Below are 21,176 nucleotides of genomic sequence, written 5' to 3' on the forward strand. Positions count from 1 at the left end.
TTTGGCATACCGGGCTTACGCAGAACGTAACACAAGGACGAGATGCGTGACGGATCAGCGCGAGACCAAGCCCACCGACCTCTTCATCATCGGTGGCGGTATCAACGGCTGCGGCATTGCCCGCGACGCGGCGGGACGCGGCCTGTCGGTGACCCTGGCCGAGATGGGGGATCTGGCTTCGGCCACGTCCTCGGCCTCGACCAAGCTGTTTCACGGCGGGCTCAGGTATCTGGAATATTTCGAATTCCGTCTGGTGCACGAGGCGCTGGTCGAGCGCGAGGTGCTGCTGCGGGCCATGCCGCATATCAGCTGGCCGATGCGTTTCGTGCTGCCCTATCACCCCTCGATGCGCTTCGAGAGCGAGACGCCCACCTCGAAGCTGCTGACGCTGGTCATGCCCTGGATGAAGGGCCGCCGCCCGGCCTGGCTGATCCGGCTGGGCCTGTTCATTTACGACCATCTGGGCGGGCGGAAGATCCTGCCCGCCACCTCCTCGCTAAGCCTGCGCGGCACGCCCGAGGGGGCGCCGCTCGATGACCGCTTCGAGAAGGCCTATGAATATTCCGACTGCTGGGTGCAGGATTCGCGGCTTGTGGTGCTGAACGCGCGCGACGCCGAGGCGCGGGGCGCCACGATTCTGACGCGGACCAAGGTCGTGTCGGCGGCGCGCGAGGAGGATCTCTGGCGCGTCGAGGTCGAGGACGTCGAAACCGGCGAGACGGCGGTGCATCATGCAAGGATGCTGGTCAATGCGGGCGGCCCCTGGGTGGGCGAGATCATCCAACATGCCGTGCATCTGAACGTGCAGGAAGGCGTGCGGCTGGTGCGCGGCAGCCATATCGTGACGCGACGCCTTTACGAGCACGACAAATGCTATTTCTTCCAGGGCACCGACGGGCGGATCATCTTCGCGATCCCCTATGAGGAGGATTTCACCCTCATCGGCACCACCGATGCCGAACATCACGACGCCGATGTCCGGCCCGTCTGCACACCGGAAGAGCGGGATTACCTGATCGCCTTCGCCAACCGCTACTTCAAACAGGCGATCACCCCCGAGGATGTGGTCTGGACCTATTCCGGCGTGCGTCCGCTTTACGACGATGGCGCGTCGAGCGCGACGGCGGCGACACGCGATTACACGCTGAAGGTCGAGGGCGGCGGGCCGCCGCTGCTCAACGTCTTCGGCGGCAAGATCACCACCTATCGGCGGCTGGCGGAAAGCGCGCTGGAGAAGATCGGCGCCGAGCTGGGCGATGTGCCCGCCGCCTGGACCGCCGGGGCGCCGCTGCCGGGCGGCGATTTCCCGGTGGACGGCGGGCGGCGGCTGGTGGTCTCGCTGCGCTCGGCCTACCCGTTCCTGAACGAGCACTGGGCGCGGAGGCTGATGCGCACCTACGGCACCGAGGCGCGGGCGCTGCTGGGCGAGGCGGAGACCGCCGAGGCGCTGGGCCGCGACTTCGGCGCGACGCTGACCGCCGCCGAGGTGGACTGGCTGATGGACCGCGAATTCGCCCGCTGCGCCGAGGACGTGCTCTGGCGCCGCACCAAGCTGGGGCTGCATTTCAGCGCGGCGCAGGTGTCGGCGCTGGAAAGCTATATGCGCGGACGCCGGGTGGCGGGCGCCGGGCAGGCTGGCGTGGCTGCGGGGCGCACCGATACGACCGTGTGAGATCTATTCGGCAATGCTCTATGCATCCGGCCTGTAGGCCGGGGCCGTGCTCTGGCCTACAGCGGAGATGCGGCGTTCAGGGGGAGACGCCGAAAGCGAGAACACCAAGGGAGGACGCGTATGAGTTATATTCTTGCAATCGACCAGGGCACCACGTCCAGCCGGGCGATCCTCTTCGACAAGGATCTCAGGATCGCCGCCGTCGTGCAGGAGGAGTTCGCCCAGCACTACCCCGATTCCGGCTGGGTGGAGCATGATTGCTCGGATCTCTGGACGACCACGGCGGCGACCTGCCGGGGGGTGATGGAAAAGGCGGGGCTCCGCGCAGCCGACATCGCCGGGATCGGCATCACCAACCAGCGCGAAACCACGCTGGTCTGGGACCGCAGGACGGGGGAGCCGATCCACAATGCCATCGTCTGGCAGGACCGCCGCACCTCGGCATTCTGCCGCAAACTGCGCGAGGAGGGCCACGAGCCCACGGTCACCGAAAAGACCGGGCTGCTGCTCGATCCCTATTTCTCGGCCACGAAACTGGCCTGGATCCTCGATCATGTGGAGGGCGCGCGGGCGCGGGCCGAGGCGGGAGAGCTGGCCTTTGGCACGGTCGATACCTGGCTCATCTGGAAGATGACCGGCGGCAGGTCGCATGTGACCGACGCCACCAACGCCGCGCGCACCATGCTTTACGACATCCGCGAGGGGCGCTGGTCCTCGACCATGTGCGAGATGCTGGGCGTGCCGATGGCGATGCTGCCCGAGGTCAAGGATTGCGCCGCCGATTTCGGCATGGCGCGGGCGGATCTCTTCGGGGCGGAGATTCCCATTCTGGGGGTTGCGGGCGATCAGCAGGCGGCCACCATCGGGCAGGCCTGTTTCCGACCGGGGATGCTGAAATCCACCTATGGCACGGGCTGTTTTGCGCTGCTCAACACCGGAGACGCGCCGGTCCGTTCGCAGAACCGGCTGCTCTCGACCGTCGCCTATCAGCTCGACGGCAAGCGCACCTATGCGCTGGAAGGCTCGATCTTCATCGCGGGCGCCGTGGTGCAATGGTTACGCGACGGGTTGCAGATCATCCGTTCGGCGCCCGAAACCCAGGCGCTGGCCGAGGCCGCCGATCCGGCGCAGGGGCTGGTGCTGGTGCCTGCCTTCACCGGGCTCGGCGCGCCCTACTGGAACGCCGAATGCCGGGGTGCGGTCTTTGGCCTGACGCGCAACAGCGGGCCGCGTGAATTTGCCCGCGCGGCGCTGGAAAGCGTGGGCTATCAGACCCGCGATCTGCTGGAGGCGATGCATGCGGACTGGTCGGGCGCCGAAGAGGCCGCGCTGCGCGTCGATGGCGGCATGAGCGCCAGCGACTGGGCGATGCAGTTCCTTGCGGACATCACCGGCGCGCCGGTGGACCGCCCGCAGGTTCTGGAGACCACGGCGATGGGCGCCGCCTGGCTGGCGGGGCAGCGGGCGGGGATCTACCCGGATATGGAGGGCTTTGCCGCCACCTGGGCGCTGGAACGGCAGTTCGCGCCGGTCATGGCCGCGGGCGCGCGCGAGGAGAAATACGCCGCCTGGAAACGCGCCGTGGCGGCGGCACAGGCTTTCTGAGCCCCGCCCGATCTTGACAATGCCCGAGCGCTGGCGCCGTGTTGCGCGGGACGCCGGCCCGCCGGGGCGGCGTTTTCCCAAACGAAGGGGGCAAGGCGATGCAGACCGAGCGCGGCGGCAAGACCGTTTTTGGGGCCAATCTGGGCATCCTGATGCTGGAAACCCGGTTTCCGCGCATTCCCGGCGACATCGGCAATGCCACGACCTGGCCCTTTCCGGTGCAGTACCGGGTGGTGCGCGAGGCGACGCCCGACCGGGTGGTGCGCAACGACGCCCGCGTTCTGGTCGACCGCTTTATCGAGGCGGCAAAGGATCTGGTGGCCAGCGGCTGCGACGGGATCACCACCAATTGCGGCTTTCTCTCCATCGTGCAGGACCAGATCGCCGCCGCCGTGCCGGTGCCGGTGGCGACCTCGTCGCTGATGCAGGTGCCGATGGTGCAGGCCATGTTGCCGCCGGGCAAGCGGGTGGGGATCCTCACCATTTCGCAGGGCACGCTGACCGAGGCGCATCTCAAGGCCGCGAACGTGCCGCTCGACACGCCGATCATGGGCACCGAGGGCGGGACGGAGTTCACCCGCGCGATTCTCGGCGATGAGCTTGAGATCGATTTTGCCGCCTGCCGCCGCGATCTGCTGGAGGCCGGACGCGCGCTGGTCGCGGCCAACCCCGATCTGGGCGCCATCGTGCTGGAATGCACCAATATGACGCCCTACGCGGCGGATCTGCGCAAGGTCACGGGCCTGCCGGTGTTCTCGATCTACAGCTTCCTGCGCTGGTTCCATCAGGCGCTGGTGCCCGACCGTTTCGCGCAGGGGCTCGACGACCCGCGTTATTGAGCCGGGCGGTGGGCAGGCACTGCCCACCCTACAGCAGAGGCCGGATCAGTCGGGGACGTAAAGCTCGGAATAGGCCAGCCGCACCAGGTCGCGGGTTTCCTCGCTGCGCCTTTCGATGTGGCGGCGGAGCGCCTCGACCGCGCCGGCGCTGTCGCGGGCGCGCACCGCTTCGGCGATGCGGCGGTGGGCGGTCCGATCCTCGCCACTGCCCGGCTGGGACCGGAGCTGGCGCAGGTTGATGAGCCGCACATAGCGGATGCGCTCGTAGACGTTGCGCAGCATCCGGCACAGCTCGCCATTGCCCGAGAGCCCCGCCAGACGCATGTGGAATTCTTCATCCATGCGCAGCAGCTCGGGCAGATCGGTGCAGTTCGCATAGGTCTCTTCGGTGGCGTCGAGATGGGCACAAAGCGCCGCGATCCCGCTGTCGTCTGCCTGCGCGATTCCGCGCAGCACCGCCTCGGTCTCGAGCCCGGACCGGATCTGGTAAAGCTCCAGCACCTGACCGGGGCTGAGTGCGCGGCAGAAAAAGCCGCGTCCCGGCGACACCGTCAGAAAGCCTTCGGCCACCAGCCGGTTCAGCGCCTCGCGCAGCGGTGTGCGGCTGACCGCAAGCGTTTTCGACAGCGCGGATTCGTTCAGCCGCTCGCCCGGCTTGAAGTCGAAGCCGATGGCCATCTCGCGCAGCGCCTCATAGGCCCGGTCCGCGCTGCTGAGGTCGTCTTTCATCGCCTGCTGTCCCCCCTCTGGCCGCACCCTGTTCCAGCCTGTCGATAGGGGCGGAGATCTTTCCCTGCAAGGTGGCTGTCAAATCGTCTTCCGGGCTGTATACAGATTGGAAGACGATTCTGGAAGACGAGCCGGAGGCAACCATGGCAGAGCCGAAGACAAACGCGATGAACGGGGCCGAGGCGATGGTGCGCTCGTTGCAGGCGCATGGGGTGACGCATATCTTCGGCCTCTGCGGCGACACCACGCTGCCGTTTTACGACGCCATGCTGCGCCTCGATCACGGCATCACCCATGTGCTGACCCGTGACGAACGCTCTGCCACCTATATGGCGGACGGGTTCTCGCGGGTGACGGGCCGTGTGGGCGTCTGCGAGGGGCCTTCGGGCGGCGGTGCGACCTATATTCTGCCGGGGCTCATCGAGGCGAACGAAAGCTCCTATGCGGTGCTGTCGATCACCACCGACATCTCGGTCGCCTCCTACGGGAAATACCCGCTGACCCAGGTGGATCAGGAGGCGCTGATGCGCCCGCTGACCAAGTGGAACACGGTGATCCGCCGCGCCGACCACATCCCGCGCATGGTGCGGCAGGCGTTCCGGGCGATGACCACCGGGCGTTCGGGCTCCGCCCATCTGGGGCTGCCCTATGACATCCAGTACGACGCGGTGCCCGAAACCGAGATCTGGGCCGATCCCAAGCACCAGAGCTATCCCGCCTATCGCGCAGCGCCCGAACCCGGCGCGCCCGAGGCGGCGGTGGCGGCGATCCTGACCGCAGAAAAGCCGCTGATCGTCTGCGGCGGCGGGGTGGTGATCGCCGGTGCCATGGACGAGCTGGCGCGCTTTGCCGAACGGCTCGATCTGGCGGTGGCGACCTCGATCTCGGGGCAGGGGGCGCTGGCCGACACGCATCCGCTGGCGCTGGGCGTGGTTGGGTCGAACGGCGGCACCGATGAGACCTGGGAGATGATGGAGGCCGCCGATCTGGTGATCTTCATGGGGTGCCGGGCAGGATCGACCACAACCGCGCGCTGGGAGGCGCCGAAGCCGGGCCAGCGCATCGTGCATCTCGACAGCGACCCGATGGTGATCGGGGCCAACTACCCGACCGAGCTGGGCGTGGTGGCCGATCTGAAACTGGCGCTGGCGGAGATGAACGCGGCGCTGGACGGGCGCGAGGATCTGCCGGGTTTTGGCGGTGCTGCCGCCGTGGCCGACATCAAAGCCCGCAAATTCGCCCGCTTCGCCGCGCTGGCGCAGGCCGACGAGGCGCCGGTGCGCCCCGAGCGCGTCATCGACGCGCTGAACCGGCTCTTGCCCGAGGATGCCATCGTTGTCTCCGACCCCGGCACGAGCTGCCCCTATTACAGCGCCTACGGCCTGCAAAAGCGGCCCGGGCGCCAGTTCATCACCAACCGGGCCCATGGCGCGCTGGGCTATGCGCTGAGCGCCGCTCTGGGCGCCTGGTTCGGTCGGCCCGAGAGCAAGGTGGTGGGGCTGATGGGCGACGGCTCTTTCGCCTTTACCTGCGGCGAGCTGGAAACCGTGATGCGGGTCGGGGCGCCGATCACCTATATCGTCTTCTCCAACGCCTCCTTCGGCTGGATCAAGGCCAGCCAGCGCGACGATTGCGACCGGCGCTATTACAATGTGGATTTCAACCGCACCGATCAGGCCGCCGTGGCCGCGGGTTTCGGACTCAAGACCTGGAGCGTCACCGAGCCGTCCGAGCTGGAGCCTGCGCTGCGCGCGGCGCTGGCCCATGACGGGCCGACGCTGATCGACATGCGCTGCCAGCCGCTGGAAGAGGCCGAGGCCCCGGTGCGGCGCTGGATGGGCTGAGGTTTTCGACAGGAGCTTGAACATGAGCGACCACAAGATCGCGGGTCTCCGCGTTCACCGCCTTCTGATCCCCGGCAAGGCGGTGCATTCCCATGGCATCGGCGACGTGGCGGGCATCCATACGGTGATCCTGGAACTGATCACCGACACCGGCCTGACCGGCTGGGGCGAGGGATCGCCCTGGCCCGCCTTCACCGGCACCGCCGAGGCCACCGCTGCGGCGCTGCATGTCTATCTGCGCCCGCATCTCATCGGGCAGGATCCGGTGCAGGTGGAGCCGCTGATGAAGACGGCGGAGGCCGCGCTGGTGGGCCATCCCGAGGCCAAGGCGGCGCTGGAAATGGCCCTGCTGGATCTGGCGGGCAAGATCTCGGGCCTGTCGGTGAGCGCGCTTGTCGGCGGGCGGATGCGCGAGGATATGGGGCTGAGTTTCTCCGTCGCCAACCCGGATTTCGGCAAGGATCTGGAGGATGTCGCCGCGATGTGGGCCGAGGGCGTGCGGATCTTCAAGATCAAGACCGGCTTTGCGGGCCACGGCTTCGATGTGATGCGGCTGGAGAAGCTGCGCGAGATCTATGGCGCCGAGGCGGATCTGCGCGTCGACTATAATCAGGGCCTGCCGGCCTATGACGCGGTGCGCTGCATCCGCGATCTCGAGGCGTTCCGCCCGACCTTCGTCGAACAGCCGGTGAAGATGCACGAGCGCGAGGCGCTGGCGCATATCGCCCATGTCATCGACACGCCGATCATGGCGGATGAATCCGTCTTCGACGCGAAACAGGCGCTTTACGGGGTGCAAATCCGCATGGCCGACATCTTTTCGCTGAAGGTGATGAAATCGGGCGGCATACGGCGGGCGCTGGAGGTGGGCGCGATTGCGCGCGCGGCGGGGATCGAGGTCTATGGCGGCTGCATGTTCGAGACCGGGCTCGCCCATGCGGCAGGCGCGCATCTGATGGCGGCGCTGCCCGAGCTGCGGCTCGACTGCGAGTTTTACATGGCGACCTATTATGCGGCGGAGGACATCCTCACCGAACCTTTCCCGGTGCGGAACGGGCGGGTGCATGTGCCGAAAGGCCCGGGACTTGGGGTGGCGGTCGATCCGGCGATGCTGGCGAAATACGCGGTGGAGCCGGCACTGGGCTGAGCGGGGTGATTGTTCGGGGTGGTGGGCAAGAATTGCCCACCCTACCTGTGTCGCGAGGGGCGCGACCTGTTCTGCAACCTCCACGCCTCCCGCCCGCCCCGGGTTCAAAGCCCGGCCACCGGTCTGGTCGGTTTAGGAGGCTGCCGGTTGGTCGAACCAGCCTGTCGGGGGGGCAATCCTTGCCCACCGTCCTCCAAAGAACGCAGACCTAAGCGAAGAACGCCCGCCGCAGCAGGTTCAGCGCGGCGATCAGCAGCACCCAGAGCGTGATCTTGCGGAACACCGCCTGGTCGATCCGGTCATGCACCTTCATCCCAAGCCACATGCCCGCCAGCGCGGGCACCAGCAGCAGTGCGGAGAAGCGCACCGTCTCGGTGTTGAGCACGCCCGAGACCACATGCGCGCCGGTCAGCGCCACGGCGCCCAGCCCGTAGGCCACGCCCTGCACCCGGATCTGTTCGCGCTTTTCGGTGTCGATGGCGGTCAGATAGGCCACCAGCGGCGGGCCCCAGACGCCGGACATGCCGCCGATGAACCCGGCCACCGCGCCGATGACCGCTTCCAGCGCGCGGCTCGGACCGTTCGGCAGATGCGGACGCCAGCCTGCAAGCTGCATCACGCAGAACAGCGCCACCGGCCCGCCGATCAGCGCCAGCAGCACCGGGACCGGAAGGATGCGCACGAGCTGCGAGGACATCAGCAGGAAGACCAGCCCGATGCCCAGGAACAGGCCGAAGCGCTTGAGCGATTTCAACGCCGCGCCCGCGCCGCCGCGCAGCGCCTGGATGGCGTTGGTGACCAGGGTCGGCAGGATCAGCCCCGCAAGCGCCAGTTCCGGCGGCAAAAAGCTGCCCAGCCCCGAAATCAGGATCATCGGCATGGCAAAACCGACCATGCCCTTGATCAGCCCCGCCAATGCGGCAATGCTGAGAGCCAGCGCCAGAGCCCCCGGCGAAACAAGCGAGAAGATCACGTCCATCCGCCGGGCATAACACGGCTTTTCGCGTCGCGCAGCAGCATTCCTTTGCGCAACAATAGAACTCACCCGTGTCGCATACAGCATTTTTGTTGCGCTGCACCTGCAAAATAGCTATCCCCCACACGACCCAGGAGAAGGAAGTGATTCATGGCACATGACGGACAGGACGTAAGCCTTGGCGAAAGCCTCCTGCTCGACGATCTGCTGGCGCTGACCAAGGCGTCCATCGCCCCCGCGGAAGCGGTGCTGGAGGCGGCGCGGCAATCGGTGCGCGCCATGGTCGAGGAGGACGGGCGCGTCTCGGGCAAGCTGATCGAGGCGAACCAGTTCGCGGCGCACGGGCTGGCCTGGCTCGCGACCTATGTCGAATCGCTGCGTCAGATGCAGTACTGGGCCGACAAGCTGACCGGCGAGGGCAGCTTTGGCGAGGTCGAGCAGCTTATTCACCAGATCGCCTTTGGCGAATATCTCAGCCAGATCGCCGGCGGCATCCAGATGAACCAGGGCGAGATGGTGCGTCTGGGCGATCTCGGTCTGGGCGCCGAGGTGCTGACCGCCTTCCGCACCCCGGCGGTCGAGACGCTGATGGCCCGGGGCAACGGCCAGAGCGTCCGCGCCCGTCTGGTTGCGCTGATGCAGGAACGCTCTGCCGAGATCACCGTGGGCAAGACCGGGCTCGACGAAGAGCTGGAGATGATCCGCGAGCAGTTCCGCCGCTATGCGGTCGATAAGGTCGAGCCCTTTGCCCATGAGTGGCACCTCAAGGACGAGCTGATTCCGATGGAGGTGATCGAGGAACTGTCCGAGATGGGCGTCTTCGGTCTGACCATCCCCGAGGAATATGGCGGGTTCGGTCTGTCCAAGGCGTCGATGTGCGTGGTCTCGGAAGAGCTGTCGCGCGGCTATATCGGCGTGGGCTCGCTGGGCACGCGCTCCGAGATCGCCGCCGAGCTGATCCTTGCGGGCGGCACGGAAGAGCAGAAGCAGACATGGCTGCCGGCGCTGGCCAGCGGGGAAAAGCTGCCCACCGCGGTCTTTACCGAGCCCAACACCGGCTCCGACCTCGGCTCGCTGCGCACCCGCGCGGTGAAGGGCGAGGACGGCGATTACACGGTGACCGGCAACAAGACCTGGATCACCCATGCCGCGCGCACCCATGTGATGACGCTGCTGGCGCGCACCGATCCGAACACCTCGGATTACAAGGGGCTGTCGATGTTCCTGGCCGAGAAGACGCCGGGCACCGACGAGGATCCGTTCCCGACCCCGGGCATGACCGGCGGCGAGATCGAGGTGCTGGGCTATCGCGGCATGAAGGAATACGAGCTGGGCTTCGACGGCTTCAAGGTCAAGGGCGAGAACCTGCTTGGCGGCGAAGAGGGCAAGGGCTTCAAGCAGCTCATGGCGACCTTCGAAAGCGCCCGCATCCAGACGGCGGCGCGCGCCATCGGCGTGGCGCAGGCGGCGCTGGATGTGGGGATGCGCTATGCCGAAGATCGCAAGCAGTTCGGCAAATCGCTGATCGCCTTCCCGCGCGTGTCGGGCAAGCTGGCGATGATGGCGGTGGAGATCATGATCGCCCGTCAGCTCACCTATTTCTCGGCCCGCGAGAAGGACGAAGGCATCCGCTGCGATCTCGAGGCCGGCATGGCCAAGCTGCTGGGCGCCCGCGTGGCCTGGGCCAATGCGGACAATGCTTTGCAGATCCATGGCGGCAACGGCTTTGCGCTGGAATACACCGTGAGCCGCATCCTCTGCGATGCCCGCATCCTCAACATCTTTGAGGGTGCAGCCGAGATCCAGGCGCAGGTGATCGCCCGCCGTCTCCTCGGGTGAAGATGTCAGGCAGCCTCCAGTGGAGGCTGCCCTCGGCTGCACGCCGAGAGCCAGGCGCAGGTGATCGCCCGCCGTCTCCTCGGGTGATCCGTAGGGTGGGCAATCTGCCCACCTTTCGCCCAAGCAATTGCTCCGAATGCAAAAAAGACCCCGCCGAAATCGGCGGGGTCTTTTTTGTCGGAAAATATTCATGTTTTTCTACCTATGACGAAAGCGAAAGGCGGCTTTCACAGTCATGTCTGATTTCGATCAATGCCGCGCTGCGGCGTACATGGTTTTAAACGGGCAAATTCCGAATGGAGGGAAACATGAGCTACAAGGAAACGCTTTCGGGCCTGAAACCGCAGGTCAAGAGCTTCAACGGCGCCATCGGCGACACGGCGCAGGGCTTTGGCATGATCGCCAAGAGCCTGAAGGGCGACAGCGCACTGACCCACAAGGAAAAAGAGCTGATCGCTCTGGGCATCGCCGTGGCCATCCGCTGCGAACCCTGCATCCTCTTCCACACCGAGGCGCTGGTCCGCATGGGCACCACGCGCGAGGAGATCGCCGAAACGCTGGCGGTCTGCGTCGAGATGGGCGGCGGCCCCGGCGTGATGTACGGCTCCAAGGCGCTGGCCGCCTATGACGAGCTGTCCGGCGAGGCGTAAGGTCGCAACAAATTGCGGCGGAAATCCTGCAGCCCTGCGTTATATGCGCAGGGCTGAATATTTTGCAGGAAAGGGACGCCAGATGACACGGTTCATCACAGCCACCGCCATTGTGTTTGCCGCAGGTCTTGCCGGGGTTGCCTCGGCGCAGCCGCTTGGCGGGCATTTCATCGAGAACTGGGATCTCGACGGCGACGGGCAGGTCACGCTTGCCGAGGCGCAGGAGCGCCGTGGCGATGTGTTCTACAGTTTCGATGCCGATGAGAACGGGTTCCTCGACGCCGGGGAATATGCCGTTTTCGACCAGGCGCGGGCCAATGACATGGCCGGCCAGCCGGCGCATGCGAAAGGGGCGATGCAGGCCGCCGCGCAAGGGATGCGGCTGACCGCCAATGACAGCGATGGCGACGGCCGGGTCAGCCGCGACGAGTTTGTCGCCGGCACGGGCCGGTGGATCGAGGCCATGGACCGCGATGGCGACGGTGTCGTCACCGGGGCCGATTTCGGTCAGCGCGGCCAGATGCCGGGCAAGGGGATGCAGCAAGGCCAGATGCAGGGGCAGGGTCAGGGGCCGGGTGCCGGCAATTGCGTCCCGGGCTCCGGGCAGGCCTGCCCGCGTCTCAACAACTGACCGAAGAGCTCTGACATGAAAAAAGGCGCGGTCCCGGTGGCCGCGCCTTTCCCGATCCGTCAGGCAGCGCGCGTCTTAGCCGCGCAGCGTGCCGCCGGTGGCTTTCCCGACTTTCTCGACGATCTTGCCCGCCACGGCCTCGATGTCCTTCTCGGTCAGCGTGGTCTCGCTCGGCTGCAGCCGCACCGTGATGGCAAGCGATTTCTTCCCGTCGCCGAGGCTGCCGCCGATGAACTCGTCAAAGACGCGCACCTCCTCGATCAGCGCCTTGTCGGCCCCGGCGGCGGCGTTGACCAGATCGAGCGCCGCCACTCCGGCATCGACCACGAAGGCAAAGTCGCGCTCCACCGGCTGAAGGTCGTTCAGCACCAGCGCCGGGCGCGTCGCTCCGGCCTTGCGCGGCAGCGGAATCTCGGCGGGGTAGAGCGTGAAGGCGACGGCAGGTCCCTTGACCCCCAGCGCCTGCAGCACCTTGGGATGGATCTCTCCGAAGACCCCGAGCACCTTCTTGGGGCCGAGGCAGAGCTTGCCGTGACGGCCCGGATGCCACCAGCCCTCGGCGCCGCGCAGGATCTGCATCTTGGCGGGCGCGCCGATGGCCGACAGCACCGCCTCGGCATCGGCCTTGGCGTCATAGATGTCGACCGGGCGCGCGGCGCCATGCACATCCTTGGGGCCGGTGCGCCCGACCAGAAGGCCGGTCGCCTGCAGATGCTGTTCGCCGGGTTCGCCGCCCTGGAAGGCGGCACCGACCTCGAAGAGCGCCAGATCGGTAAAGCCGCGCGCCTGGTTGCGCGCCGCCGCCTGAAGCAGACCCGGCAGGAGCTGCGGGCGCATATGGCTCAGCTCCGAACTGATCGGGTTCGCCAGCATGGTGGCGTCGCTGCCGCCGCCGAAAAGCTCCGCCGAGGCCTTGTCGATAAAGCTGTAGGTGACGCATTCGTTATAGCCGAGCTCGGCCACCGTACGGCGGGCGATCTGCTCGCGCTTCTGCATCGGCGACAGGATCGGCGCGGGCACACCCGCCTGCGGGCGCGGCATCGGCTGACCCTTGAGCTTGGTGAGCGAGGCGACGCGCGCCACCTCTTCCACCAGATCCGCCTCGCCCATCACGTCGGGGCGCCAGGAGGGCACCTGCGCCATGTCGCCGTCGAGCGTGAAGCCGAGCGCGGTCAGCGTCGCGCGCTGCTCTTCCGCCGGGATCTCCATGCCGACCAGCGAGACCACGCGGTCGGTGTCGAGCCTGTAGGCGCGCGACGTATCGGGCGTCTGGCCTGCGATCACCACCTCGGAGGCCTCGCCGCCCGCGATGTCGAGGATCATCCGCGTCGCCGCCTCGATCCCCTGCGCCGCCGAGGCCGGGTCGATGCCGCGCTCGAAACGGTAGCGCGCGTCGGAATTGATCTTGAGCGCACGGCCGGTATAGGCGGTGCGGATCGGGTCGAAATAGGCCGCCTCGAGGAAGACGTTCACCGTCTCCCCGCTGACACCCGAGGCTTCGCCGCCCATGATGCCGCCCAGGCTCTCCGGCGCCGCATCGTCCGAGATCACCACCATGCCGGGTTCCAGCGTATAGGTGCGCTCGTCCAGCGCCTCCAGCGTCTCGCCGCCCTTGGCGGCATGCACGCGCAGCGCGCCGGTCACCTTGTCCGCGTCGAAGACGTGCAGCGGGCGGTTGCGGTCATAGGTGAAGAAGTTGGTGACATCGACGAGGAAGGAGATCGGACGCAGCCCGATGGCCTTCAGACGGTCCTGAAGCCATTGCGGCGAGGCGCCGTTCTTCACGCCGCGGATGTAGCGGCCATAGAAGACCGGGCAATGCGCCAACGTGTCTTCGTCGATGGTCACGGGGATCGGGCAGGGGAAACTGCCGGGCACGGTGACCTCGGCGATCGGCTTCAGCGTGCCGAGCCCGCGCGCTGCCAGATCGCGGGCGATGCCATGCACGCCGAGCGCATCGGGACGGTTGGGCGTGATGGCGATCTCGATCACCGGATCGACCTTGGAAGGATCGTTCTCGGCCAGCCAGTCGGTGAAGCTCTGCCCGACCTCACCCGAGGCCAGCTCGATGATGCCGTCATGCTCCTCGGACAGCTCCATCTCGCGTTCCGAGCACATCATGCCGAAGCTCTCGATGCCGCGGATCTTGCCGACCTGGATCGTGGTGTCGATGCCGGGCACATAGGTGCCGGGCTTGGCCACCACGACGGTGATGCCGGCGCGCGCGTTGGGCGCGCCGCAGATGATCTGGCGCTCGCCCTCGTCGGTTACGACGGTGCAGACTCGCAGCTTGTCCGCGTCGGGGTGCTTTTCGGCGGTCAGCACCTTGCCGATGGTAAAGCTCGCCAGCCTGTCGGCGGGGTTTTCCACCCCTTCCACTTCCAGACCGAGATCGGTCAGGGCCTCGGCGATCTCATCGACCGAGGCGGTGGTGTCGAGGTGGTCTTTCAGCCAGGAAAGCGTGAATTTCATCGCAAAGGCGCCCGTGTTGCTGTCACGTATCGCGTGGCTCTTAGCGGATCGCGGCGCGGGGGGAAAGGGGCGCGGGGGCTTGGCCGCCCCCGAAACCCCCGCAGACCGTCGGCGCCGCTGCCCCGCTCGGGAAAAGGGGTGTGGCGGAACCGGAAGCAGGCTTGTGTCCGGGGCAGGGCGCATGCTTTGGTCAAGAGCCGGTGGCGAGGCTGGCTTTTGCGTATTTGGAAAGAGAAGAAAGGGCAGGTGCGCGCCCATGATCTTCTTCTCTTTCCAAATACGCCCGCCGGAGGCGTCCGACTTTGCCAACTGCGATACGCCGGGCGAAGGGTGCCCGTGTAGGGTGGGCAATTTGCCCACCCCAGGCGCGGTCAGCGTGGTTCGAAATAATCGAGCGGGATCTTCAGATAGCTGCGGCCATTGTTTTCGGCTGCGGGTTTGCGGCCGCCGCGGATATTGATCTGCAGTGCCGCCAGCATCAGCTTGGGCAGCGGCAGGGTGGCATCGCGGGCATCGCGCACCGCGCGGTATTCTGCCTCGGAAGGCGCGTCCTTGAGGTGGATATTCGCCGCCTTGTGCTCGGCCACGGTGGCCACGCATTGCGCTGCGCGGCCCTTGGGCGCGTAGTCGTGACCGACGAAGAGTCGGGTGTCGTCGGGCAGCGCCAGGATGCGCTGGAGAGACCCGTAGAGCTCTTTCGACGAGCCGCCGGGGAAATCGGCGCGCGAGGTGCCGCTGTCGGGCATCATGAACGTGTCGTGCACGAAAGCCGCGTCGCCCGCCACATAGGTGACCGAGGCCAGCGTGTGGCCCGGCGAGAACATCACCTTGACCGGGATCTCGCCCACCATGAATGCATCGCCATCGGCAAAGAGCCTGTCCCACTGGCTGCCGTCCTGCGGGACATCGCCGGGCAGGTTGTAGATGCCCGTCCAGAGTTTCTGCACGCCGGTCACCTTTTCGCCGATGGCGGTGGGGGCACCCAGCTTTTCCTTGAGCCAGGGGGCGGCGGAGAAATGATCCGCATGCGGGTGGGTGTCGAGGATCCAGACGATCTCGATGCCCGTCTCGCGCACATAGTCGAGTATCTTTTGCGCGTTGGTCGTGGCGGTGGCGCCGGCCTGCGGATCGTAGTCCCAGACGGGATCGACGATGGCGCCCTTCATCGTGGCGGGGTCGTGGAAGACGTATTGCCAGCTGCCGGTGGCTTCGTCCCAGAAGGATTTGACGGTCGGATGGTGGGTCATGGTGTCCTCGTTTCTTGTCGTGGTGCAGAGGCCCTCGGAGGGGCTTGCAAGACTAATGTTCGAAAATGCGCATGTGTTCCGTATCGCGCTGTTGGGGGCGCGGCTGTCGCGCCGCCTGGGTCACTTGCGGCTGGCCGTCATCATCCAGAGCTGCTGCTCGTGCCAGGCCAGACGGTCGGTGAGCAGCCCGGCGGAGGGCTCGTCGCCGGCCTCCTGCGCGGTGGCGATGGCGGTGCGCAGCTCGGCCGCCAGCGCGTCATGTTCCGCGATCAGCGCGTCCACCATGGCGGCGGCGGATTGCGCCGGGGCGGGGTCTTCGCCGCCGAGCGTCAGGAACTCGGCGAGGCTGCCGGGCGCATAGGCGCCGAGACTGCGGAGGCGCTCGGCGATCTCGTCGAGGCTGTTCCAGAGATCCTGGTACTGCTCTTCGAAAAAGCCGTGAAGCTGGCGGAACTCGGGCCCTTCGACATTCCAGTGATAGCCATGGGTCTGGACATAGAGCCGGAAGGTCCGGGCGAGGATGCGGGTCAGGCTGTCGGTATGGGCGGTTGCGGTCATCGGAGCGGTCCTTTTGGGGCGTGGAAAAAGCAACGGTTCGGGAGGTCCCGGCGCGCGGGAGGCGCGCCGGGGGAGCGGTCAGAGCTGGCGGGTGGAGAAATACCAGTCGACCGTGTCATAGCCTTCGCCGGCGCGGGCCATGGCGGCCTCGGGCGTGGCGGGGGTGGGCACGATGACCGGATCGCCGGGCTTCCAGTTCTCGGGCATCGCGCATTTGTTCTCGTCGGCGGTTTGCAGCGCCACGAGCAGGCGATGGATCTCGTCCACCGAGCGGCCCGCGTTCATGGGGTAATAGACCATGGCGCGCAGCACGCCCTCGGGGTCGATGATGAAGGTCGCGCGCACCGCCGCCGTGTCCGAGGCGCCGGGCTGGATCATGCCGTAGCTTTGCGCCACCTTCATGTTCAGGTCGGCGATGATCGGGAAGTTGATCTCGACTCCGAACTTCTCCTTGATGTTCAGCATCCAGGCGATGTGGCTGTAATGGCTGTCGATCGAGAGGCCGAGCAGCGCGGTGTTCATCGCCGCGAACGCCTCCTGCTTCTTGGCGAAGGCAATGAATTCGGTGGTGCAGACCGGGGTGAAATCCGCCGGGTGCGAGAACAGGATCAGCCACTTGCCCTTGTAATCGGCATTGGTCTTGCGGCCGTCGGTGGTGGGCGCATCGAAGGCCGGGGCCGGTTCGTTGAGGCGCGGCATCTGCGGTTGGGTGTCTTCGGTCATGGATCTGGTCCTTTTCTGTCAGGGTCTTTCGTGAGGCATCGTCTTGCGATGACCCTGATGTAAGGCGTGCAGATAAATTAATGAAATTGATTGTATCTACATATATGATAGACGTTATCTATGATGAATCCCCAGATCACCCTGCGCCAGCTCCGCTTCCTGCTGGCCTTGTCCGAAGAGTTGAATTTCTCGCGCGCCGCCGAGATCTGCCATGTCACCCAGCCGACGCTCAGCGCCGGGCTGCGCGAGCTGGAGGAGCGGCTGGGCATACAATTGGCCGAGCGGACGAAGCGCTCGGTCATCATGACACCGCTCGGCGCCGAGATCGCCGAGCGGGCGCGGGCGCTGCTGCTGGCGGCGGAGGACATCGAGGCGCTGGCGGCGTCGAAGGGCCGGCCAGATCAGGGCGATCTGCGGCTGGGGGCCATTCCCACCATCGGGCCGTTTCTCATTCCCCGCGCCCTGCCGCAGATCCGCGCAGAGTACCCTGAGCTGCGGCTGTTTCTGCGCGAGGAGATGACGGAATCGCTGGTCGAGGGGTTGCTGGCGGGGCGGCTGGATCTGATCCTCTTCGCGCAGCCTTTCGACGTCGAGGGGATCGAGGTGATGCCGCTTTTCGAAGACGGCTATCATCTGGCCATGCCGCCGGGGGTGTCGCGCTTTGGCGCCGGGCCGGTGAGCGGGCAGGCGCTGGAAGGCGCGCGGCTGATGCTGCTGGAGCGCGGCCATTGCCTGCAGCGCCACGCGCTCAAGGCCTTCCCGGAGCACGACATCGAACAGGACGACAGTTTTTCGGCGACAAGCCTCGCCACGCTGATCTCGATGGTGAGCGAGGGGCTGGGAATCACGCTGCTGCCGGATCTGGCGATTCATGCGGGCGTTCTGACGGGGCAGGACATTGCGCTGTCGCCGCTTTCGGGGGCCTGCCCGCGCCGCGTGGCGCTGGGCTGGCGGCCGGACTCGCCGCGGGCCGGGGTGTTCCGCGCGCTGGGAGAGATGCTGCGCGCGACGCACGAGGCGATGTCCTGAAACGCAGCGCGCCGCCCGGGTTTCCCCGGACGGCGCGGCAGGAGTTCTGTTCGGACCGCGTTACGCGGTCTTGGCGTCGGCGCTTTCCTTGGCGCGTTTGCGGCCAAAGATCCGCTGCACCACCACGAAGAACAGCGGCACGAAGATCACGCCCAGCACGGTGCCGGTGATCGTGCCCCCCAGCACCGCCGAGCCCACCGCGGTGCGCCCGCCGGCGCCCGCGCCGGAGGACAGCACCAGCGGCACCACCCCCAGCGTGAAGGCGAGCGAGGTCATGATGATCGGGCGGAAGCGCTGCTTGGCCGCCTCCTTCACCGCGTCATAGAGGTTCTCGCCGGCGTCATAGCGCTCGCGGGCGAATTCCACGATCAGGATGGCGTTCTTGCCGGTCAGACCGATGACGGTCAGCAGCCCCACCTGGAAGAAGACGCCGTTCTCGAAGCCGAAATAATAGGCCGCGCCCATGGTGCCCAGCACGCCGATGGGCATGGCCAGCATCACCGAGAAGGGAATGGTCCAGCTTTCGTAGAGCGCCGCGAGGCAGAGGAAGATCGCCGCCAGCGACAGCGCGTAGAGCAGCGGGGCCTGGCCGCCGGATTCGCGTTCTTCCAGCGACAGGCCGGTCCAGGCGATGGCATAGCCGGGCGGAAGCTGCTGCACGAGCCGCTCCATCTCGGCCATGGCCTCGCCGGTGGTGACGCCGGGTGTGGGCGAGCCCTGGATCTGCATTGCCGGGACGCCGTTGTAGCGGGTCAGGCCCTGCGGACCATAGGTCCAGCGTTCGGTGGTGAAGTTGGCGAAGGGCACCAGCTCGCCGCTGGAGTTGCGCACCCGCCACTTTTGCAGATCCGACGGGGTGGCCCGGCTGTCGGGGGCGCCCTGCACATAGACCCGCTTGATGCGGCCGTTGTCGTTGAAGTCGTTCACATAGGACCCGGCCCAGGCGATCGACAGCACGTTGCCCACATCGGTGGGCGACACGCCCACCGCGCCCGCCGCGCGCCAGTCGATGTCCAGCGCGAACTGCGCCGCATCTTCCAGCCCCGAGGGACGGACCGAGGTGATCAGCGGGCTTTGCGAGGCCATGCCCAGAAGCATGTTGCGCGCTTCCAGAAGCTGTTCATGCGTCTGGCCGGCCTGTGCCTGGAGGTAGAAGTCGAAGCCCGAGACGTTGCCCAGCTCGATCACCGAGGGAGGCACGATGGGAAAGACCATCGCGTCGCGGATGCCCATGAAGGCGGGGAAGGCGCGGCCTGCCACCGCCTGCACGCTTTGTGCGGGGCTCGGGCGTTCCTCCCAGTCCTTCATCCGCACGAAGGCAAGCCCCATGTTCTGGCCCTGACCGGCAAAGGAGAAGCCGACCACGCCGAACATCGAGGCGACATTGTCGCCCTCGTTCTCGCGGAAATGCGCTTCTACCTGTTCGACCACGTCGCGGGTGCGCTCGGCGGTGGCGCCGGTGGGCGCCTGGATCAGCGTCATCAGGATGCCCTGGTCCTCGGCGGGGAGGAAGCCGGTGGGGGTGTTGTTGAACAGAAACACCATGCCGTAGGCCAGCGCCGCATAGACCGCCAGAACCCGGAACGGGCGCTTGATCAGCCAGCCCACGGTGCCGGCATAGCCGCCGGTGGTCTTTTCGAACCCGGTGTTGAACCAGCCCAGCGGTCCGCGCTTGGCGTGATGGGCGTCCTTGCCGCGCAGGATCGTGGCGCAGAGCGCCGGGGTCAGCGTCAGCGCCACCAGCACCGACAGGCCCATGGCCGAGACGATGGTGATCGAGAACTGGCGGTAGATGACGCCGGTCGAGCCGGGGAAGAAGGCCATGGGCACGAACACCGCCGACAGCACCAGGGCGATGCCCACCAGCGCGCCGGTGATCTGATCCATGGATTTGCGGGTGGCCTCGCGCGGCGAGAGCCCCTCTTCCTCCATGATCCGTTCGACGTTTTCCACCACCACGATGGCGTCGTCCACCAGCAGGCCGATGGCCAGCACCATGGCGAGCATGGTCAGCGTGTTGATGGTGAAGCCGGCGGCGGCGAGAATGCCGAAGGTGCCGAGGATGACGACCGGGACCGCCAGCGTCGGGATCAGCGTCGCCCGGAAGTTTTGCAGGAACAGCAGCATCACCACGAACACCAGCCCGATGGCCTCGAAGAGCGTCTTCTGCACCTCGTGGATCGAGATCTCGATGAAGGGCGTGGTGTCGTAGGGGATCACATAGCTCACCCCCTCGGGGAAGAACTGCGAATATTCCTCGATCCGCTCTTTCACCCGCTCCGCCGTGTCCAGCGCGTTGGCGCCGGAGGCGAGCTGGAGCGCCATGCCCGAGGCCGGCTGGCCGTTGAACCGGGCGATGGTGGAATAGTTCTCGGCGCCGATCTCGACCTCGGCCACGTCCTGGAGCAGCACCAGACCGCCGTCGGTTTCCGAGCGCAGCACGATGTTGCGGAAGTCTTCGGGGGTCGAGAGCAGCGACTGCGCGGTGATCGTGGCGTTGAGCTGCTGGCCCTCGGGGGCGGGCAGGGTGCCGAACGCCCCGGCCGAGATCTGCGCGTTCTGCGCCGAGACCGCGCCGACCACATCCGAGGGGGTCATCTCGAAGGCCGCGAGCTTGGAGGGGTCGAGCCAGATCCGCATGGCATATTGCGCACCGAACACCTGCGCCCCGCCGACGCCCTCGATCCGGCTGAATTCATCCACCAGATTCGAGTTCATGTAGTCCGACAGGTCGGCCTGATCGAGCCGGCCATCGTCGGAAATCAGCGCCAGCACCATGAAGAAGGAGGACGAGGCCTTTTGCACCCGCACCCCCTGGCGCTGCACCGCTTCGGGCAGAAGCGGTGTTGCTTGGGCGAGCTTGTTCTGCACCTGAACCTGGGCCACGTCCGCATCGGTCCCGGCCTCGAAGGTCAGCGTGATCGAGGCGCTGCCCGCCGAGGTCGAGGACGAGGACATGTAGCGCATCCCGTCGAGCCCGGTCATCTGCTGTTCGATGAGCTGGGTGACGGTATTGGCCACGGTTTCGGCCGAGGCGCCGGGATAGGACGCATTGATCCGCACCGAGGGCGGGGCGATCTGCGGATATTGCGCGATCGGCAGGGTGAGGATCGACAACACGCCGATCCCCATGATCAGGATCGAGATCACCCAGGCAAAGACCGGGCGGTCGATGAAGAAACGGGCCATGACGGACTCCTGGCGCCTGTGGCGCG

At 66.6% G+C, this 21,176-nt stretch carries 16 protein-coding genes; 9 read left to right on the forward strand and 7 right to left on the reverse strand.

Annotation, left to right across the window (positions count from 1 at the left end; translation table 11 throughout):
• The first annotated feature begins 46 nt into the window (after positions 1 to 46).
• From glpD to M4578_RS08545, 3 genes are all read left to right on the forward strand, one after another.
• On the forward strand, positions 47 to 1,672 hold the full coding sequence (gene glpD / locus M4578_RS08535; RefSeq protein WP_258093024.1) for a glycerol-3-phosphate dehydrogenase: 1,626 nt from the start codon (positions 47 to 49) through the stop codon (positions 1,670 to 1,672).
• A 120-nt stretch (positions 1,673 to 1,792) separates the two neighbouring features.
• The gene (gene glpK / locus M4578_RS08540) at positions 1,793 to 3,277 is read left to right on the forward strand and encodes a glycerol kinase GlpK (RefSeq protein WP_258093025.1); all 1,485 of its coding nucleotides are present in this window, start codon (positions 1,793 to 1,795) and stop codon (positions 3,275 to 3,277) included.
• Positions 3,278 to 3,375: 98 nt separating this feature from the next.
• A complete protein-coding gene (locus tag M4578_RS08545; RefSeq protein WP_258093026.1) occupies positions 3,376 to 4,116 on the forward strand; it encodes an aspartate/glutamate racemase family protein in 741 nt (246 codons plus the stop codon).
• A 45-nt stretch (positions 4,117 to 4,161) separates the two neighbouring features.
• Here the strand turns inward: M4578_RS08545 and M4578_RS08550 are convergent, their stop codons facing one another.
• A complete protein-coding gene (locus M4578_RS08550) occupies positions 4,162 to 4,845 on the reverse strand; it encodes a GntR family transcriptional regulator (protein ID WP_258093027.1) in 684 nt (227 codons plus the stop codon).
• Positions 4,846 to 4,988: 143 nt separating this feature from the next.
• Between M4578_RS08550 and M4578_RS08555 the strand changes: the two genes are divergently transcribed.
• Together M4578_RS08555 and M4578_RS08560 are read left to right on the forward strand one after the other, a co-directional pair.
• Positions 4,989 to 6,689 carry a thiamine pyrophosphate-binding protein gene (locus M4578_RS08555; RefSeq protein ID WP_258093028.1) on the forward strand — a complete coding sequence of 567 codons (1,701 nt, stop codon included), beginning with the start codon at positions 4,989 to 4,991 and terminating at the stop codon, positions 6,687 to 6,689.
• A gap of 22 nt (positions 6,690 to 6,711) precedes the next feature.
• Positions 6,712 to 7,836 carry an enolase C-terminal domain-like protein gene (locus tag M4578_RS08560; RefSeq protein ID WP_258093029.1) on the forward strand — a complete coding sequence of 375 codons (1,125 nt, stop codon included), beginning with the start codon at positions 6,712 to 6,714 and terminating at the stop codon, positions 7,834 to 7,836.
• A 208-nt stretch (positions 7,837 to 8,044) separates the two neighbouring features.
• Here the strand turns inward: M4578_RS08560 and M4578_RS08565 are convergent, their stop codons facing one another.
• Complete coding sequence (locus M4578_RS08565; RefSeq protein ID WP_258093030.1) at positions 8,045 to 8,815, reverse strand: sulfite exporter TauE/SafE family protein; 771 nt, start codon at positions 8,813 to 8,815, stop codon at positions 8,045 to 8,047.
• 147 nt (positions 8,816 to 8,962) lie between these two features.
• On the opposite strand from M4578_RS08565, the gene M4578_RS08570 reads away from it, so the two are divergent.
• From M4578_RS08570 to M4578_RS08580, 3 genes are all read left to right on the forward strand, one after another.
• Positions 8,963 to 10,651, forward strand: coding sequence for an acyl-CoA dehydrogenase family protein (locus M4578_RS08570; protein WP_258093031.1), 1,689 nt, complete (start codon positions 8,963 to 8,965; stop codon positions 10,649 to 10,651).
• 308 nt (positions 10,652 to 10,959) lie between these two features.
• Positions 10,960 to 11,301 (forward strand): carboxymuconolactone decarboxylase family protein, encoded by a 342-nt coding sequence (locus tag M4578_RS08575; protein ID WP_258093032.1) that lies wholly within the window; start codon positions 10,960 to 10,962, stop codon positions 11,299 to 11,301.
• Between the two features lie 82 nt (positions 11,302 to 11,383).
• Positions 11,384 to 11,932 (forward strand): EF-hand domain-containing protein, encoded by a 549-nt coding sequence (locus M4578_RS08580; protein WP_258093033.1) that lies wholly within the window; start codon positions 11,384 to 11,386, stop codon positions 11,930 to 11,932.
• Between the two features lie 75 nt (positions 11,933 to 12,007).
• On the opposite strand, the gene pheT is transcribed toward M4578_RS08580, so the two are convergent.
• From pheT to M4578_RS08600, 4 genes are all read right to left on the reverse strand, one after another.
• The gene (pheT, locus tag M4578_RS08585; protein ID WP_258093034.1) at positions 12,008 to 14,404 is read right to left on the reverse strand and encodes a phenylalanine--tRNA ligase subunit beta; all 2,397 of its coding nucleotides are present in this window, start codon (positions 14,402 to 14,404) and stop codon (positions 12,008 to 12,010) included.
• Positions 14,405 to 14,775: 371 nt separating this feature from the next.
• Positions 14,776 to 15,651: an MBL fold metallo-hydrolase gene (locus tag M4578_RS08590; RefSeq protein ID WP_258093035.1), complete on the reverse strand. Its 876-nt coding sequence runs from the start codon at positions 15,649 to 15,651 to the stop codon at positions 14,776 to 14,778.
• Positions 15,652 to 15,771: 120 nt separating this feature from the next.
• The gene (locus M4578_RS08595) at positions 15,772 to 16,209 is read right to left on the reverse strand and encodes a Dps family protein (protein ID WP_258093036.1); all 438 of its coding nucleotides are present in this window, start codon (positions 16,207 to 16,209) and stop codon (positions 15,772 to 15,774) included.
• A gap of 78 nt (positions 16,210 to 16,287) precedes the next feature.
• Entirely contained in the window at positions 16,288 to 16,932 is a 645-nt protein-coding gene (locus tag M4578_RS08600) for a peroxiredoxin (RefSeq protein ID WP_258093037.1), read from the reverse strand.
• 120 nt (positions 16,933 to 17,052) lie between these two features.
• Here M4578_RS08600 and M4578_RS08605 point away from each other — a divergent pair, with 120 nt between their 5' ends.
• Entirely contained in the window at positions 17,053 to 17,961 is a 909-nt protein-coding gene (locus M4578_RS08605) for a hydrogen peroxide-inducible genes activator (protein WP_258093038.1), read from the forward strand.
• Between the two features lie 60 nt (positions 17,962 to 18,021).
• Here M4578_RS08605 and M4578_RS08610 read toward each other — a convergent pair whose 3' ends face one another.
• A complete protein-coding gene (locus tag M4578_RS08610; protein ID WP_258093039.1) occupies positions 18,022 to 21,150 on the reverse strand; it encodes an efflux RND transporter permease subunit in 3,129 nt (1,042 codons plus the stop codon).
• Positions 21,151 to 21,176: the final 26 nt, after the last annotated feature.

This window comes from Salipiger pentaromativorans (assembly GCF_024721115.1).
Classification (GTDB): domain Bacteria; phylum Pseudomonadota; class Alphaproteobacteria; order Rhodobacterales; family Rhodobacteraceae; genus Salipiger; species Salipiger pentaromativorans.